This window comes from Exiguobacterium abrahamii (genome assembly GCF_015645365.1).
Taxonomy (GTDB): domain Bacteria; phylum Bacillota; class Bacilli; order Exiguobacteriales; family Exiguobacteriaceae; genus Exiguobacterium_A; species Exiguobacterium_A abrahamii.
In genome coordinates, this window is the sequence record NZ_JADOYC010000001.1 from 1,478,743 (window position 1) to 1,494,662 (window position 15,920).

Genomic DNA, 15,920 nt, shown 5'->3' on the forward strand with positions numbered 1-15,920 from the left:
CTAAATACCTACAGATCTCACCATGCTGCGCTGACCATGTATAGTATGAACAGTCCACCTAGAACACAGACGTAACCGTAATGTCTGACGGTCAACGAACAAAATAGAATGACGCCAATTGACAAAATGATACTGAGTACGAATGAATCCACCGTGTCGACGCTATCCCCGTGTCCTTCTAACGGCGTCTTTTTCGCATGCTTCGAGCGGATGAAATAGATGCCTAACGTCAACAAGAATATCCCGACACCAAGTCCAAGAAACGGTATTACCATAGACGTCTCCTCCGACATATGTATTCTTTGAATATGTTTATTTCATGAAGTTATTATACAACTAATAATTACGATATTTTCCTTTATTAAGTTTCATTGAAAAATTTTCTATGTATGATTTTTTTATATCTTCTTTTTTACAAAAGGAGCGCAGAACTATGTACGCTTCCATCGCACCAGCCTGCACTCCTATTTCGCATGATGTATTCACTTTTTTTATGTAAGATTCTTATCCGAAAAATCAGGTCATGGACCTGTACCACAAGAGACCGCGTACTTTTTTTCACTCACTTTCTTCGAATAACAAACAAAAGGAGTTCCGCCCGTTTCACTTTTCCAATGGTACCAAAACATATGGTAACGCTCCGCTTGCGGATCTTGTTCCGTAATGATTGCAAAGTAACTTTGATAGAAATAGCCATCTTTATAAAGTTCGTGTCTTAGAGCGCCTCTTGGCGAAGCATCCGTAAACAGAACCGGTGATAGGATCGGCATGAGTAGTACGATGATGGCTAGCGTTCCGAAACAGATCAGGACTATTTTCTTTCTGTTCTTTTTCTTAGAATTCGATTTACCCATCTTTTTCAACCTTTCCTTTTTTGGTTTTTTTTGTTATATAGTAACATTATCCATACAACAGAAAGAGGTTTTGATATTGAAGAAAACTATTTTATTATCACTCTCTTTAGGTGTACTTCTATCTTCTGGCTTTTTGATCAGTAACGCAATAGCGACTTCTAATATTTCACAGGAAAAAACTGAAAGCACGATCTCAAAGGAGCAAGCCCTCACGTTTTTCACGAAAGTCCTGGAGCAACAAAAAGCTGATTTTTTAAACAATACGCCGTTAGCACACACCAATCAATCGAGATTATCTTCACGCGACGAGGCTGTATTAATTTTTCTATCTAGTACAAAAGTGGATAAACAACAGCTACATTCATTTAGTTATAAGATTTCTAACGTAAAAGTGTACTCCGAAAATCAACGAAATTATGCTGAAGCTTATGTAACACGAACTTTCAAATTCGGAAGTGGGCTTGAAACGGGTTTAGGTGATACATTAGTGCTTGAAATCCAATCAAGTCCAGATGATTTAAAAGGATCATCTCACACCATTTCCTCGAGTAAATCAACGAGTGAAGTAAATGAGAAGGTCTCTGTTGATGAATTTTTAGAGAAGTATGAAGCAGAGGCAGAAAAATAAAATAACGTACAGCTACGCCTAGGAAAAAACTACATCGGATATTTTGCTAACGTCCTGCTTTACAACACGAGTAATGCTCAGTACTAGTTGATATAGTCATACGAGTTCACTTCTTTTGAATAGAGTACAACTTATGCTATATTTCGTTTTGGTAATTCTTTTAACGAAGGAATCAGTCTTTGTATTTTAATTTTATGGATGAAGGAGTTATCGTGTTGAGTAAATTTAGCATCCCTGTCGAAGCTGCTTTAAAAGTAATCGGCGGGAAATGGAAAGTCGTCATCTTGTGCCACTTGTTTAAAGATAAGTACCGGACAAGTGAGTTAAAACGTCTCATGCCGAATGTCTCTCAAAAAATGCTGGTCCAGCAATTAAGAGAATTAGAACAGGACGGTGTCATTCGACGGGTCATCTATCACCAAGCTCCACCTAAGGTCGAATATGAGTTAACGGACTATGGACGATCGTTAAAATCGACCATGGATGTCTTATGTGACTGGGGAGAGCAGCATCTCCAAAACGAACACTTGAAGAATAGCTGTTAATTTTTCTGTACTTCCCTAAACAGCCTTGCATTTTCGAATGCAGGGCTGTTTGCTGTTTGATTTTTTTTACTTCCCTCGCCCCTGTGATTTAGGAAAAGTCACTTTTTGGTGACTATGGAACTTTAAAGTGCCGTCTTCTTATTTCTTATTGCTCCCGATATGATGATGTCACACAAACAGCATGATTTTTTTGCTGTAATTTTGATAAAGGAGCTAGATGAATATGAAAATCTCTACAGTACGGTTAAACAATGGCGTGGACATGCCACAAGTCGGATATGGCGTATTTCGTGTCGAGGACGGTGCGGATCTCGAGCAAGCGGTCGTGACTGCAATTCGTGAAGGCTATCGCAGCATCGATACTGCAGCCATCTATGGTAACGAACAAAGTGTCGGCAGAGGCATTGCGAAAGCTATCGAAGAAGGACTCGTAACACGCGAAGAACTATTCGTGACATCAAAAGTCTGGAATGCACATGGATCATATGAAGAAACACTTGCTGCTTACGCAGAATCCTTAGAAAAAATGCAGTTGGAGTACCTCGATCTCTACTTGATCCATTGGCCGGGGAAAGCCAAGTATCAATCTCCTTGGAAAGCACTTGAAGAATTGGTTCAAACGGACAAGGTCCGCGCGATTGGTGTGAGTAATTTTCAAATCCACCATCTCGAAGACTTACTGCAACATGCATCCATCATACCTGTCGTCAATCAAATCGAACTCCATCCGAAGCTAACTCAGTCAGAGTTACGTCAATTCTGTAGCGAACATGGGATTCAAATTGAAGCCTGGTCACCGCTTATGAATGCGGAACTTCTAGAAAATGAGATCGTTCAGGAGCTCGCTACACAATACAAGAAATCAGCTGCTCAAATCATTCTACGATGGGATATTCAGCAGGATATCATCACGATTCCTAAGTCCATGACGCCTTCACGGATGCAAGAAAATCTACGTATTACTGATTTCGAAATCCTTCCAGATGATATGGAACGATTAAACCAATTGAATGAAAATCTTCGGAGTGGACCGGATCCAGATACGTTTGACTTTTAATCAACATGGACACTTTATCCAATCTGAAAAGGAGCTTACCGATGTCGATTGAAGACTTGCTACAACAAACACAACAGGAAGAACATACTTTACGTTTTAAGCGATTCTCACACGATGATATCTTTCCGTGATGAATAAATTATTCGATTCGGTCATTATCGAGTGAAAAGCAGGTGCTTTTGCTGATCGAGTCCTAAAAAATGTGAAGTCCCATATAATGAACCAATGGATGATGCGAAAATCACACATGTCGCAAAATTGATTCAAACTGATGAAGCTACTTACGAGGACATTGTAGGCAGTAGTCCCCAAAAAGACATTCCCCGCTGGAGTAACTACAATTTAGGACACGATGTCCTAGACCATTATTTTAAATTACATCCAGATTCTAAAATAGAGGAATAGTCTTTTAAAGGTGAAGCTGACCTTTTAAACGGATACAAATACCAAAAGTTACTTCAGTGAGAAAACTATATTTTTGATACATTCTATAAAAAACATACAGATGAAATAACAATAACAGTTCATGGTCGTAGGGAAATTTTCTCTATCGATCTCAATAACATCTTGAGATAAATCAATATCTATGAAAAAAAGAATCAAGGTACAGATGCTCTAAACAGATCCGTACCTTGATCTTTCTTCAATTTAAAACATTTTTTGTCTTCTTGTAATAGATACGTAGCGCCGTTTGATGTATATCCTGTTGTCTGAAACGAGGAGGATAAAAGAAATTATCATGATCATCGCTTTCCTAAACATGGTCAAAATAAAGATATATGACTATGTTTAATTCAATTTGAACATGATTTTATTCACTTATTTAGATCTAATCGTACTCATTTATGATATTTACAAGTTGAATTTCATCACTTCAAAAAATTTTTAATAAGGTTCATCGCCATTCCTATCTACTAAAACCTTAATCTATATTACAATGTCTTACAAAGGAGCTGATACTCATGAGTACTATTTCCGTACGTCTTGATGATCAGGATATACGACTCATCAAGGAATATGCGAAGGCAAAGAATATCACGATTTCTACACTTGTACGCGATGCCGTCTTCGATCGCATCGAAGATGAGATTGATTTACAACTCTATTATGATTCCATAGCAGCAGATCGTAAAAACTCAGAAGCAATCACTTTCGACGAAACGATGAAGGAACTTGATTTAGAATGACGGCACATACAATAGAGTTTGAGCGCGGAGCTCAAAGGTCTTTTAAGAAGATTAATCCCCAACAGGCTCGGATCATCATGTCCTGGATCAAGAAGAATCTGGTCGGGACGGATGATCCGCGTCTTCATGTTAAAGGGCTGGTCTCGAATCGCTCTGGCGAATGACGTTATTACATTGACAACTATCGTCTAATTGCTGACATCCAGGACGAGAAAAATCGTGATCTTAATTCTTGAAATCTGTCTTCGTTGTAAAATCTATAATAAGAAATCTATTGCTCATGTACGAGTAAAAATATGAGTTTTTGATTGTGTCTGTCTAACAATCGTTATGTATACAAAAATGAGTATTCTTCCACAAACGTTTAATTGATTGTAATGCTTAATATCTATTAACTAATCTTTTTATTAATGTGTTTCAAATAGCTAAGTATATATAAAAATAAATAAGATAAACATAGATTCACTCATTTAAGCTAGCTTCTTCTCGCACCAATCAAAGCTGATCATTAATCATTTTTAACTTGTTTGGTATCTGCTCTCCTCTCGCTTGATCCATGACCTTAAATATCTATAATACATTCATGTTCTCAAATCATCACTGCTTCATTTATCTCTACATAATGAACGAAACTATTCTATTGAAGTTATAAGATAACGTTACTGATTCATTGTGAAAAAGTTGTCAATGAAATATTCTTGAAAAATCAAACCCTGATAATAATTGTTTTTACAGATTTTAAATTTATTATTTATTAATTCATACTTCAATATAACCAATAAAAAAATAGATAGGAATGATCAAATGAATCAAGATAAACTTTTAAATATTTTAGTTGATAAAAATATTGATATTACAAAAAAAGCTTTTACATTCTTAATCAAAGGAACATGGGGTATCGGAAAGACTTTTTTATGGAATGAATTTGTAGAGAGAAAAAATGGAACAGGTAAATTAAAATTTATAAAATTTTCTTTGTTTGGTGTCGAATCAATCGAGCAATTAGAAAGACAATTAAAAACTGGATTTATAGAAAATGATTCAAGAATAAGGGAGGCTGTCAGGCAATCTTATAACGTTTTCAACAAAAAAATAGCAGCTGGACAAATTGATGTTTCCCGATTTTTTAATTTTTCTATTAACACAGTCATTTGCTTTGATGACCTAGAAAGAAAATCAGATAAATTAAGCTTAAAAGATATTATGGGTTTTATTGAAAATATATCACTCAATTCAACAGTTTTTATATTATTAAATGAAGATGCTATAAAAGACGACACATATTATAAAAACTTTTTAGCATATAAGGAAAAAATTATTGATTATGAATATGAATTGACTGATGTAAGCGATCAAATGTGTAATAATGTTTTATCGTATTCAAGCTTGAAGAAAGAATATAAGAATGAAATGATTCGCGTATTTCAGTTACATAAACAAAGTAATTATCGAATTCTAATAAAAATAGAAAGATTAGTTCAAGGCATATTAAATGAATTAAAAAACTTAAATGTCAGTATAGTTAGTTTATGTAGCAGTGTAATTATAGAAGAACATAATGAAAACGTTACTATTAATGAAAATATTTATAAAGAAAATGACATAAAGGTATCAATTTTTATTTTGAGAGAAAAAATAAAAACGTATTTAAAAACAAATGAATTGAACTTTGAGGATTTTAACAGCGTTTTAAACCCAATATCTCATGAGAATTCTGAGAATAACAAATTAAATACACAATTAATTGATTATATTGAGAAAATGGAATATGCATTCTTAAAAGATGACGAGTACTTAAAAGAAACATATTCTAACATTATTGATTTTATAGAAAATCATTCTAATATATCTTTTAACGTAAAATTGATTATGGATTTATGGATGCTAACAAAAAGTTATGGAACAAAATACGAATCTATTATCAATTCTGATTTAAAAAAAGTAGATGAACGTTTCATAAAGCTTATAGAATTTTCGATTAGCGAAATGAATATCGCAGAGCTATATAGTTTTAACCAAGATTTATCTCTGAAATTCCCTTATTCCGAGCAAAAAGTATTCACAGATGAGATAATAAAAAAACTACAAGTAAAAGTTTTGCATGAAATTAAATTGAACAACCTAAAGGCTTTTGTTGATGCTTTTGAAAACAAGTTGTATGAAAAAGCAGCGAATATTTTAAAGGGGCAACCAAATTTGATTTTAGATAAATTAGAAATTTATCATTTACTATCACAGAAAAATGTAAGTCTTGAATTATACGGTTTTTTGAAACAAACTACTTCAAACATTATGGATGAGAATATAAAAACTAAAATTAGAGAACACTTAAAAAAACTCAAGAATGAAGTTTCTGATAATGTTACTAGAGATAGATTCATTACTTTACTGTCTGACTTAAGATAAAAATAACAAATAGTTCTTGATATAAAATTTACGATTAGAAGTTGCTTTATCAATGGCAGAATGTATAGTTACAGCATTCACGTGAAATTGTACAGATCAGGCTTTGTAATCGAAATGTACCAACTCGGTTATACACGTAAAAAGTTCAAGCCAGTATACTATCTGAAGTGAGTTGGATAGATGAGAAGACTATCGAGAAGAGAGCAGATAACTATTCTTAGAGGGAGAATAGAGATATAAGTCAAGAAGTAGGATGTTTAGACAGACATAGGGATATGAGACACATATAAAAACACCTTGAGTAGGATGCCAGTACACCATATTATTTCAGTGACAGGTAGCCTAATTTTTCTTGGATTCATTCTTCGTTTTAGTAATTTAAGTAATAAGTAACGAGTTCAGCGAGCTCATGGTCTCTTAGTGAATTAAGCTTGACGTACTGAAACTCTTCAGACTTTAAATTAGAGTGGAACGATTCGATAACTGCGCTGTCCCAAAAGTTTCCTCTACGAGACATGTGCTGCTTGTTAGGTGATTCCTTTTAACGAATTCTTGAAAGGCGGGAGATATTAGTCACCCACTTTTGATTTGGTCTACTTGCTGTGAAGTCACGCTCGAGAAGATTAGGTGTCGTTATGATTCGCTCACCTTGAGACTTCCATCTTCGCTTCAATTTGTCTGATTTGATCTGGATTGAAGGTGCGTCTGTTCATGAATAGTTCTCCCGTCTAAATTGAATAGGTACAGTATATCGATATCTTTAAACACAAAAAACCCCGAATGGGGTCTTTTATCAAGTGTCCACCATTCAGGGTTCAGTTCATAAATGTGTACCACTACGAAGGTGTTTTATATTGTCTAAAAATTTAGGTTAGTCTGCTCCTATATCGTTTTTTAACGGTATAGTGCGATAAATATTTTATTTTAATATGTTAGGTAAATAAATATATTTGTTTTGATTCAACTTCTTAAATTGCTTTAAAGCTTTATTTGGTTTGTTTTTCAATTTTTCTTTACTTATTAACAAAGCTATCGCTCCAGAAACTTTTGGAGCGGCATAAGATACACCAGCATCTTGGTAGTAGCCTCCATCCATACCAGTCGTCAGTATCAATTCTTTCTCAAACCATCCTTCCTCCATCCATTTCTCTTGTCCATATTGATTTAAGTAACTGAAGTCTCCTCCTGCTGCGTAATAGTCAATAAAACCTTTACCATAGTTGCTAAATATAGATTGAGTATTTAATGGACCAATAGATCCTACAGAGACTACTTTCGATAATTGAGCAGGCATATCATAAATTTTTACTTTTTTGTTTTTTGATGATTCCTCTAAATCATTTCCAAGCAAAGTAAATAATTCTTTCATATCATTCTGATTTCTAACGTTCACTCCAGCATTACCTGCAGCAGCCACCACGATACTCCCTTTTTTATATGCATAATCTACAGCTTTTTTATAGGCTTTATACTCTTTTAGATCATTTGTTCCATCTTTGTATTGACCAGAAACTAACATATATTCTCCAAGACTTAAATTAATTACATCAGCATCATCGTTTGCAGCCTCAATAATTGCTTTTAATATCCATTCTGTCTTAGCAGACTTTTCCCCAAAAACGCGATAACTACGAATACCAATTCCAGGAGCGACTCCGTGTAACTTCCCATTAGCCGAAATTTGACCAGCGACACCTGTACCATGTCCCATGCGATCTTTATAATCATTTTCATTTCCAATTTCGGTACTTTCGGTTCCATTATATCCACCGACAGGAACTAAATTCTTTGATCCTTTGACAACACTATCTTTTAAATCTTGGTGCTCGTCATTTATACCTGAATCAATTATAGCGACTACTGTTCCCTTATTCGCCTGATGCAATGAGTAGCTCAATTTGTCTCCTGTAACTTGCTTCATATCCCATTGAGCTTCCCAGAGTGAAAATGTTTCTTCGTTTAATGATGAATTTTCTTCTCTAGCAATTGGTTTTAATGAAGAAGAAGAAAAAACACTTTCAATAAATTTGCTTTCCTTTAATTTTGAGTGCGAATCTTGAACAACTATTAATTTTAATTCAGGAATTTGATAAGTAACTTTTAATGCTTTGTCTTTTATGACTTGCTGCATTGATTCTTTTGAAACACTTTCTTTGAAGATAATTACTTTTTCGTTATTATTACTAAGAGCATCCGCAGACACGTTAGAAGGTATTCCATATAAACTACCTACTAAGACTGACAGGATGGTTACTCTTTTCATCATGTTCAGATTCCCCCATTTTTAAATATAGTCTATAGTATCGCTGTCTATTGTTAATCAATTCAGAGTGTGTTCCACTCTCAACAATTCTTCCCTCATGTAATACAACGATTTTATCAGCACTTTGAACTGTATTTAATCGATGAGCAATGATTAGTTTACCTACTTTTAAATTTTCAATGTTTTCCTTTATTAAGTGCTCGGTGATATTATCAAGACTGCTAGTCGCCTCGTCAAAAACAATTAGCTTAGGCTTTTTTAAGAGTGCTCGAGCGATAATCAATCTTTGTCTTTGTCCTCCTGAAAGATTACCACCCCCCTCGGAAATGATCGTCTCAAACTTTAATGGAGTTTTTATGATGTCATCATAGATCATTGCCATTTGGGCCGCTTCTTCAATTTCCCTCTCCTCTACTTCAGCACCCATTCCAATATTTTCTTTGAAAGTTCCATTAAAAAGCTCTGCCTCTTGTAGAACTGATCCAATCTGCTTTCTTAAAGTAGGAAGATGATACTTTTCAATAGCGACATCATCAATCAAAATCTCACCTTTAGTCACTCGATGTAAACCTAATAGTAGTTTAGCAATTGTACTTTTCCCAGATCCAGAAGGACCTACAATTGCGACTGTTTCTCCTGGCTTTATTGTGAAAGAGACATCTTTTATAGTATTTTCTACAAATTGATTATGAGAAAATGAAACATTTTTGAATTCAATCTTTCCCATTTTTAACTCTTCATATACTAAACCTAGATTTGTTTCTTGTTCCTTCTTAGTTTTTATTACATCTACTAACCGTGTAAAGTATGCTCTTAAAGAGACTATCTGTGTATAGTGGTTACTCATTGAAATGATTGGTGCGATGAACGATACTGCGATTGAACTAGAGGCAATGACTGTCCCAACTGTTATATCTCCTCTTAAATAAAGCATTGTTCCCATCCATAAAATCAATAACGGAATCATTACTTGAATTCCAGATGTAATAGTGTACACAATACCTTCCCAAATGTTTAATCTTTGACTGCTCTTTAATTGTGTATCATAATTTATACTCCACTTACCCAAGAGTTCTTCTTCAATCCCTAACACTTTAATATCCATAGCATTGTGAACGATTTCAGTAACCTGTGATTGAACCTTAACTTTATCTCGTATACTAGTGTCTACCAGTTTTCTTACGATTTTTGAATTGAAAAATAGGCTTATCATCAGGATGATAGACAGTATCAGTAAAAAAACTGCCAGTATTTTTGAGAAAGTCATTAAAATGAAAAAGTATGTGATGATCAACATGGCATCAATGATTATAGAGATAAACGTAGTCGAAAGAATGTCTCTTATGTAAAAATTAGAGTTTGCTCGAAATAAGATATCTCCATTGGATCGATTATCAAAAAAGGAATGAGGTAATCTAACCAATGTATTCATGAAATCAGTCATGATTGATTTATCAATACTTGTCTCAGCCTTTGCTAAAATAAACGACCTTACTCCTGTGAAGAATAAATAAGTAATGAATATCCCTAGTATCGTTATACCGACAACATTCATTAAGGACTCTTCTTTGTTGATTAGTAAATGATCAGTAGTCCATTTAGTTACTAAAGGGATAGTTAATAATACTATTTGAAGAAGGATCGTCAATGCTAACAAATGGAAGACTGTCTTTTTGTGTTTGCTGAAATAATGAAATAAAATATTCGATTCTTCAATTGACCTTTTTTGGAACGTTGACGAGGGTGAAAACATGATGGCAAATCCACTCATTTTAGTTATGAAGTCTATTTTTTTTAACCTCATACGGCCTTTCGCAGGATCTACAATGTGGAAAATGTCATTACGTATTTTTTCTAAAATTACGAAATGGTTTCCTTCCCAATGAAGTATGGCGGGTAAAATCAAATTTTCAATACCACTTTCATCTATTTGAACAGCTCGACTCATCATTTTTTTATTATCTGCAATTTGTGTTAAGTTCAGAAACGAATAACCACCACGTGGACTAGGAAACTCATCGCGTATTTCATTTAGTGTTATTTGATAATCATGATAATTGAGTATCATGGCGACACAAGCTAAACCACATTCACTAAATTCCATTTGTTGAATAAATTTAACTTTTTTCATGCCGATACTCCTTTTTGATTATAAATTAAGCGCTTTTAATAAGATCATTTGTTGATGAGGATCAACCATTTCTTTGTAAACTTCATTTTTTGAAATACAAATTTTTTTATAGTCACTACTATTTTGTTTGAGTATGTTTAATGAAATACTATACATGCATTTTCCATACCAAAAATTTATTTCTTTTAACTGTTCAATGTATTCTTCGTTCATTTCTTTTTGAATCAGGCTTTTTATTAATGAATTATAAAAGCCTAGTATTTTTTGTTGTATTTCCGAAGAAACAATTTTTTGAGCGAATATTAAAGAAGTACTTGCCTCATCATAATTTTTTTTATTTATGTGATAATGAGCCTTTAAAATTGCAATTGAGAATACCTCATCATCATTAGATGCTGCAGTCACTTTTTTTTCTAACCAAAGAAACTCATCTTCTTGAATATCTTCTATCGCCTTATAATAGAGGTACTGTACAGTATAGTCATCTACTACTTCAGCATTACTTTTCTTCATTAGAGAAACAATTTCTCCTCCATCAGTACCTTCTACCGGTATAAGTGTGATTATCCCAATTATTAAATTCAGGATTAAAAAATAAGAATAAGAGTCACTAGAGGTAAGTTGAATATTAGGCTCAATTGCTCGATAACTTAACATAATCACTGCAACAACTAAGTTAATTAAAGGACCTCCAATATAGTTCAATAACAGCTTTCTTTTAAGATTTTTTATATCTTTTTTAGATTTAAAGTACATTTTGGTTGTCCCTAGTGCTAAAAATACATTTTCGTTTATCATAATTTTTATTTTTCCATTCACTTGAATTGCTATCAGGAACCACCATGTTAAAAAATGTAATTGAGCATGTTGTATCAATCCCGCTACTAAGTGACCTATTTCATGAATAGCGATAACAACCATCATAAATAGGAATAGTTGAAGTATCAAAAGATACAAAGAATCGTTTTGATACTTGTAAAAGAATGTACACACACTGACCATTATTAAACTTAGTGTTATCGGATGTAAGAGTAGATACCTAGATTTAAGCATACGATTCAAAGTACTCCTCAAGCGTGTCGCAATCAAATAAATGATTTTCAACCCAATATTTATGTTCAAAGTGTTGTTGTTCATATTGACTTAAAATAATTTTCAACGTATTGAATGTAGTTTCTTGATAATCAGTCGGAGTAAATTTATAGCTAGAATCAAGAACATGCAACATTGAATCGACAGTCTCTTCTACATAAGTATCAGCTAAAAAACTTTCTGTTTTAATAAAATTTGTTTTGTGAATAACTGACGCTCCCATAAAACTTAACGTTTTTTCCAGATAATCTGTAACGAATGTTGCTCCATTACTTTCAGCTGTTGAAATTACAATCCCAGCTTTTTTTACAAGCGTATATAGATGTGCCCAATATGATAAGCGATCGATTAAAACTTTCATATCCGAAGAAACATTGTGTGAATATACAGGACTTGCCAAAACTATATAATCGGCTTCTTTCATTTTTCTTTTTAACATTTCTCCATCGTCAGGTTTATCTTTTAATTCACTTGGACACTGGCCAAGATTAAAACACTGCCTACACCCTGTAGAAGGATTTAATTGAGTGTTTAATGGCGAATATATATCAATCTGAAGCTCAATTTCTTTAGAACAAAGAGTTTTAAATCGAGAAATAATTTGATTTGTCAAATCAAATATTCGTGAATCTTTATTTCGTGAACCAACGTAGACAAATATTTTTTTCAACATGATTTTTTCCTCCTTCAACTCAAAATACTTGGTACTTCATCTGGATTGATCAGTCTTAAAAGTTGGTACCCTATGCCAGAAGTTCCAGTAAATAAACTAATGTCTTCAAAATTGCTATTATGCATTAACTTATACTCGTTATTATTATTTTTAAGCTTCAAAACCGCCATGCCAATACTTCTACCTTTTTCAAACGTATCTGATGACGTCAAGAAATATTCTACGAGACTCATATTCCCATGACAAATTGAATCATTATTCATCAATGTTTTATTTTCTAACCGAATGTAGTTATTTACAAATACTTTATGCCCCTGCATTTCTTGGTCAAACACTTCATTTTTTGTCATATCGATCCCTAAACAACCTGTGCACCAATGAAGACTTTTGCTAGATTGTAGACTTTCTGGAATATCAATATTAGAAAGAAGCGAGTTAGCAAAGTCATTGTATTTTTTGATTTGAGTCAAATTAAATAATCTCTTAATAATTACAATTTTTCCAAACTCGCCATGACCAAAACTCGGATCTTTGATTGGGACGTTTTTATTTACTAAGAAATCACCACATTTTATTGCCAATTCTAATACTCTTGACATTTTTGTATGTTCATAAAGACGTATCAAACTTCCAATTAGGCTAGTAATCCCGTTAAGATAATCTAATTCAACAATTGAATCGCTCTTATCATTCAAAATTTCTTCTATTTTAGAACAGTATTGAATAATTAATTTTAAAATCTTAGCATTGTCATCTTTGAAATCATTCATATACGAAAATGCGTGCAGATAGGCTGGATACCCTGAAAGTCCAAGCTTATAATCAAATACTAATTCTGGATTACATTGCGCCAATAGTTTTTGGTAAAACTCTTCGTACTTTTTGATACCCGTTTGATTATATAAGTGATAATAAAACAGTAAAATTCCAGAGGAACCATTATAAAAATCATCCGAACTCGGAGTCAGCGACCAGACATCATCATCTGATTGATTACTCGGAATAATCCAGCTTACATGGTCCAAATCAATTGCTTTTTCAATTATGCTGTCTGCAATCTCATAAATTTCATTCAATACGATCTGTTCATTCCACTCAAATGATAATTTCGAAAACGGTTCAGAAATTGTCTCTAGCGCAGATAATTCTTTTTTTCTAACACTTGAGAAATCACCGAAGTGTAATTGTATGACTGAAAGTTGATGCTGCAATTCGCTTTCAGACACTTCATTGAAAGTGGTTAAAAGATATTCATAGGGCGTATAGTCATAATAGTTCTCAATCATCATGCTTTTATTCCCTTCAATATGAAGAGAATTAGTAACATTAAAAAATACTGGAATATCGTTAAATATCATATCTCGAGTTTCTGAATCAATAATTGATTTATCGGCATATGGAAATACCCACATGTTCTCGAGTGCTTTTTCTCTATCCAACATATCCATCAACATTTGAGGATGCTGCATGTGCATGAGAATAGTGGCATACTGGTTTGTGTCTCTAAAAAGAACTCTTACTTTTAAATTTTTGAATTTCTCTAATACTTTAGAGTTTAAGAGTTCAGCTTTATTTTTTATAATCATTTCATACACTGCTTGAAAACCAGTTAGTATTTGAATTTTATAATGTTTATAGTCTATTTCTACAATGTCATTTTCAAGAGTTGGTAAATTTTTTGATCCTTTTAAAATAAACTCTTTATATTCATATCGCATTTCGTCAGTTCCCTGATTTACTGGCTGTAAGACCTTATAATCTAACTTGCTTTCTCTTCCATTTAATGCACTTAAATCTAGTTTTTCAGTTTTCAGTCCATTCGTTGGTAAGAACAGTGTTCTCGTTACATTTTTAAAATTGCGATCTCTAATTTCTTTAAGTGTCAGTTCTTCTTCTTGACCGAATAAAGGATTTTGTCTTTGAATTAATGTTTCTAGATCAATAATGACTGGATGCGAACCATGCGAGATCAGATTCTCCATGTGAATATCCGTTCCATTTAAAATCTGGAAAATTGCCATAAGCTGTCCAAAGCGATGATAGAAATCTTCTATTTCTTCTATAGATTCGCAATATTTTTGCTCAATAAATAACTCATACGAGTATGTATTTTTATTTAACGTGGGCAATGTCTTTAGACTTTTAAAGCTAGGATAATTTAATCCGTTCATATAATTTATGAAATCATTAAATACTTTATTCACTTTCAAATCTTTAGGCTTATAAACAATTTTTGTTGAATTTAATAATTCTAATACTGTTACAGTTCTTCCCTCTTGGTGCGTATCCCCTTCACCAAACTTCATCCCAATGATTTTTAAATCTCCTGTTCGAAATTCGCACATTAATTCTTTTTGATCTTTGACAATACGGTTCACTAATTCATTAACATGGTCAATAAAGAATAATGAGCGCGAAGATAATAATCTTGTAATAACCATGTACTTATCGAAAAATCCATTCAATTTTTTTATTTGATCGAAAGATTTAACAAAATACATATAACGCTCTTCAGGTGATTCTCCAATTAATAAGCCTTGCTCTTTTTCAAGGTTCAACTCTAATACAAGTGTTTTATGAACAATTTCTGACAACTCATTTGTTATGTATAGAATTACCTGTTCGAAAACAGATGTAGAAAAAATATCTTTTGATGAATCTTCAAAAAATAGTTGTTTTAAATCACTTTTAATATTTTCTATAAATGGACGGATTACATTCGAAAAATTATCATATGTTTCATTTGAATCTAAAATATTCTTTATCCCACGATCGTAAAATTTATACCAATCTGACTCAGTAGCAACTTTTTGATATTTTTCTTGCAATTCAAATTCTGGTTGATAACAAATCGCATGAGAAAAAATATTTTTGTTTAATTTTTTTGTTTTCAGCATTTCGTTGAACGTATTCTCAGAAATAATAGACATCTCTTGTCTCCATTTTAACAATGATGGATGAACATTTGAGATATCTGTTCTTTGTAAGATTTCATACCTTTCTTTGATAGTTAAAGCTTTAAAAAGATTTTTCATTTTAGTGCCTCCATTCTATCCTCAAATTAAAAACTTAGAAGTGAGCGAC

The 15,920-nt window shown here is 33.0% G+C and carries 13 protein-coding genes; 6 read left to right on the top strand and 7 right to left on the bottom strand.

The genetic code is table 11. The annotated features are described in order from the left end of the window. Positions 1 to 17: 17 nt before the first annotated feature. Both ITJ88_RS07725 and ITJ88_RS07730 read right to left on the bottom strand, forming a co-directional pair. Positions 18 to 275, bottom strand: coding sequence for a hypothetical protein (locus tag ITJ88_RS07725; RefSeq protein ID WP_195865226.1), 258 nt, complete (start codon positions 273 to 275; stop codon positions 18 to 20). A 246-nt stretch (positions 276 to 521) separates the two neighbouring features. Further along, positions 522 to 770 carry a hypothetical protein gene (locus tag ITJ88_RS07730; protein ID WP_230088597.1) on the bottom strand — a complete coding sequence of 83 codons (249 nt, stop codon included), beginning with the start codon at positions 768 to 770 and terminating at the stop codon, positions 522 to 524. 10 nt (positions 771 to 780) lie between these two features. On the opposite strand from ITJ88_RS07730, the gene ITJ88_RS07735 reads away from it, so the two are divergent. The 6 genes from ITJ88_RS07735 (at position 781) to ITJ88_RS07765 (ending at position 6,677) form a co-directional block, all read left to right on the top strand. Then, positions 781 to 1,482 carry a hypothetical protein gene (locus tag ITJ88_RS07735; RefSeq protein WP_230088600.1) on the top strand — a complete coding sequence of 234 codons (702 nt, stop codon included), beginning with the start codon at positions 781 to 783 and terminating at the stop codon, positions 1,480 to 1,482. 215 nt (positions 1,483 to 1,697) lie between these two features. Continuing rightward, complete coding sequence (locus ITJ88_RS07740; RefSeq protein WP_035397757.1) at positions 1,698 to 2,027, top strand: winged helix-turn-helix transcriptional regulator; 330 nt, start codon at positions 1,698 to 1,700, stop codon at positions 2,025 to 2,027. Positions 2,028 to 2,244: 217 nt separating this feature from the next. Next, the gene (locus ITJ88_RS07745; RefSeq protein WP_195865227.1) at positions 2,245 to 3,084 is read left to right on the top strand and encodes an aldo/keto reductase; all 840 of its coding nucleotides are present in this window, start codon (positions 2,245 to 2,247) and stop codon (positions 3,082 to 3,084) included. 962 nt (positions 3,085 to 4,046) lie between these two features. After that, entirely contained in the window at positions 4,047 to 4,271 is a 225-nt protein-coding gene (gene relB, locus ITJ88_RS07755; RefSeq protein ID WP_195865229.1) for a type II toxin-antitoxin system RelB family antitoxin, read from the top strand. Continuing rightward, the gene (locus ITJ88_RS16285) at positions 4,268 to 4,435 is read left to right on the top strand and encodes a type II toxin-antitoxin system RelE family toxin (RefSeq protein ID WP_230088602.1); all 168 of its coding nucleotides are present in this window, start codon (positions 4,268 to 4,270) and stop codon (positions 4,433 to 4,435) included. Before relB ends, ITJ88_RS16285 begins: the two co-directional genes overlap by 4 nt. 640 nt (positions 4,436 to 5,075) lie before the next feature. Beyond that, positions 5,076 to 6,677 (top strand): P-loop NTPase fold protein, encoded by a 1,602-nt coding sequence (locus tag ITJ88_RS07765; protein WP_195865230.1) that lies wholly within the window; start codon positions 5,076 to 5,078, stop codon positions 6,675 to 6,677. A 919-nt stretch (positions 6,678 to 7,596) separates the two neighbouring features. Here ITJ88_RS07765 and ITJ88_RS07770 read toward each other — a convergent pair. The 5 genes from ITJ88_RS07770 to lanM all read right to left on the bottom strand — a co-directional run bounded on the left by ITJ88_RS07770 (position 7,597) and on the right by lanM (position 15,871). Beyond that, positions 7,597 to 8,943 carry a S8 family peptidase gene (locus tag ITJ88_RS07770; RefSeq protein WP_195865231.1) on the bottom strand — a complete coding sequence of 449 codons (1,347 nt, stop codon included), beginning with the start codon at positions 8,941 to 8,943 and terminating at the stop codon, positions 7,597 to 7,599. Continuing rightward, positions 8,903 to 11,071 (bottom strand): peptidase domain-containing ABC transporter, encoded by a 2,169-nt coding sequence (locus ITJ88_RS07775; RefSeq protein ID WP_195865232.1) that lies wholly within the window; start codon positions 11,069 to 11,071, stop codon positions 8,903 to 8,905. Before ITJ88_RS07775 ends, ITJ88_RS07770 begins: the two co-directional genes overlap by 41 nt. An 18-nt stretch (positions 11,072 to 11,089) precedes the next feature. Continuing rightward, positions 11,090 to 11,992 (bottom strand): site-2 protease family protein, encoded by a 903-nt coding sequence (locus tag ITJ88_RS07780; RefSeq protein WP_195865233.1) that lies wholly within the window; start codon positions 11,990 to 11,992, stop codon positions 11,090 to 11,092. A 124-nt stretch (positions 11,993 to 12,116) separates the two neighbouring features. Then, positions 12,117 to 12,836 carry a flavodoxin family protein gene (locus ITJ88_RS07785; RefSeq protein ID WP_195865234.1) on the bottom strand — a complete coding sequence of 240 codons (720 nt, stop codon included), beginning with the start codon at positions 12,834 to 12,836 and terminating at the stop codon, positions 12,117 to 12,119. 14 nt (positions 12,837 to 12,850) lie between these two features. Next, positions 12,851 to 15,871 (bottom strand): type 2 lanthipeptide synthetase LanM, encoded by a 3,021-nt coding sequence (lanM, locus tag ITJ88_RS07790; RefSeq protein ID WP_195865235.1) that lies wholly within the window; start codon positions 15,869 to 15,871, stop codon positions 12,851 to 12,853. Between the last annotated feature and the right edge of the window lie 49 nt (positions 15,872 to 15,920).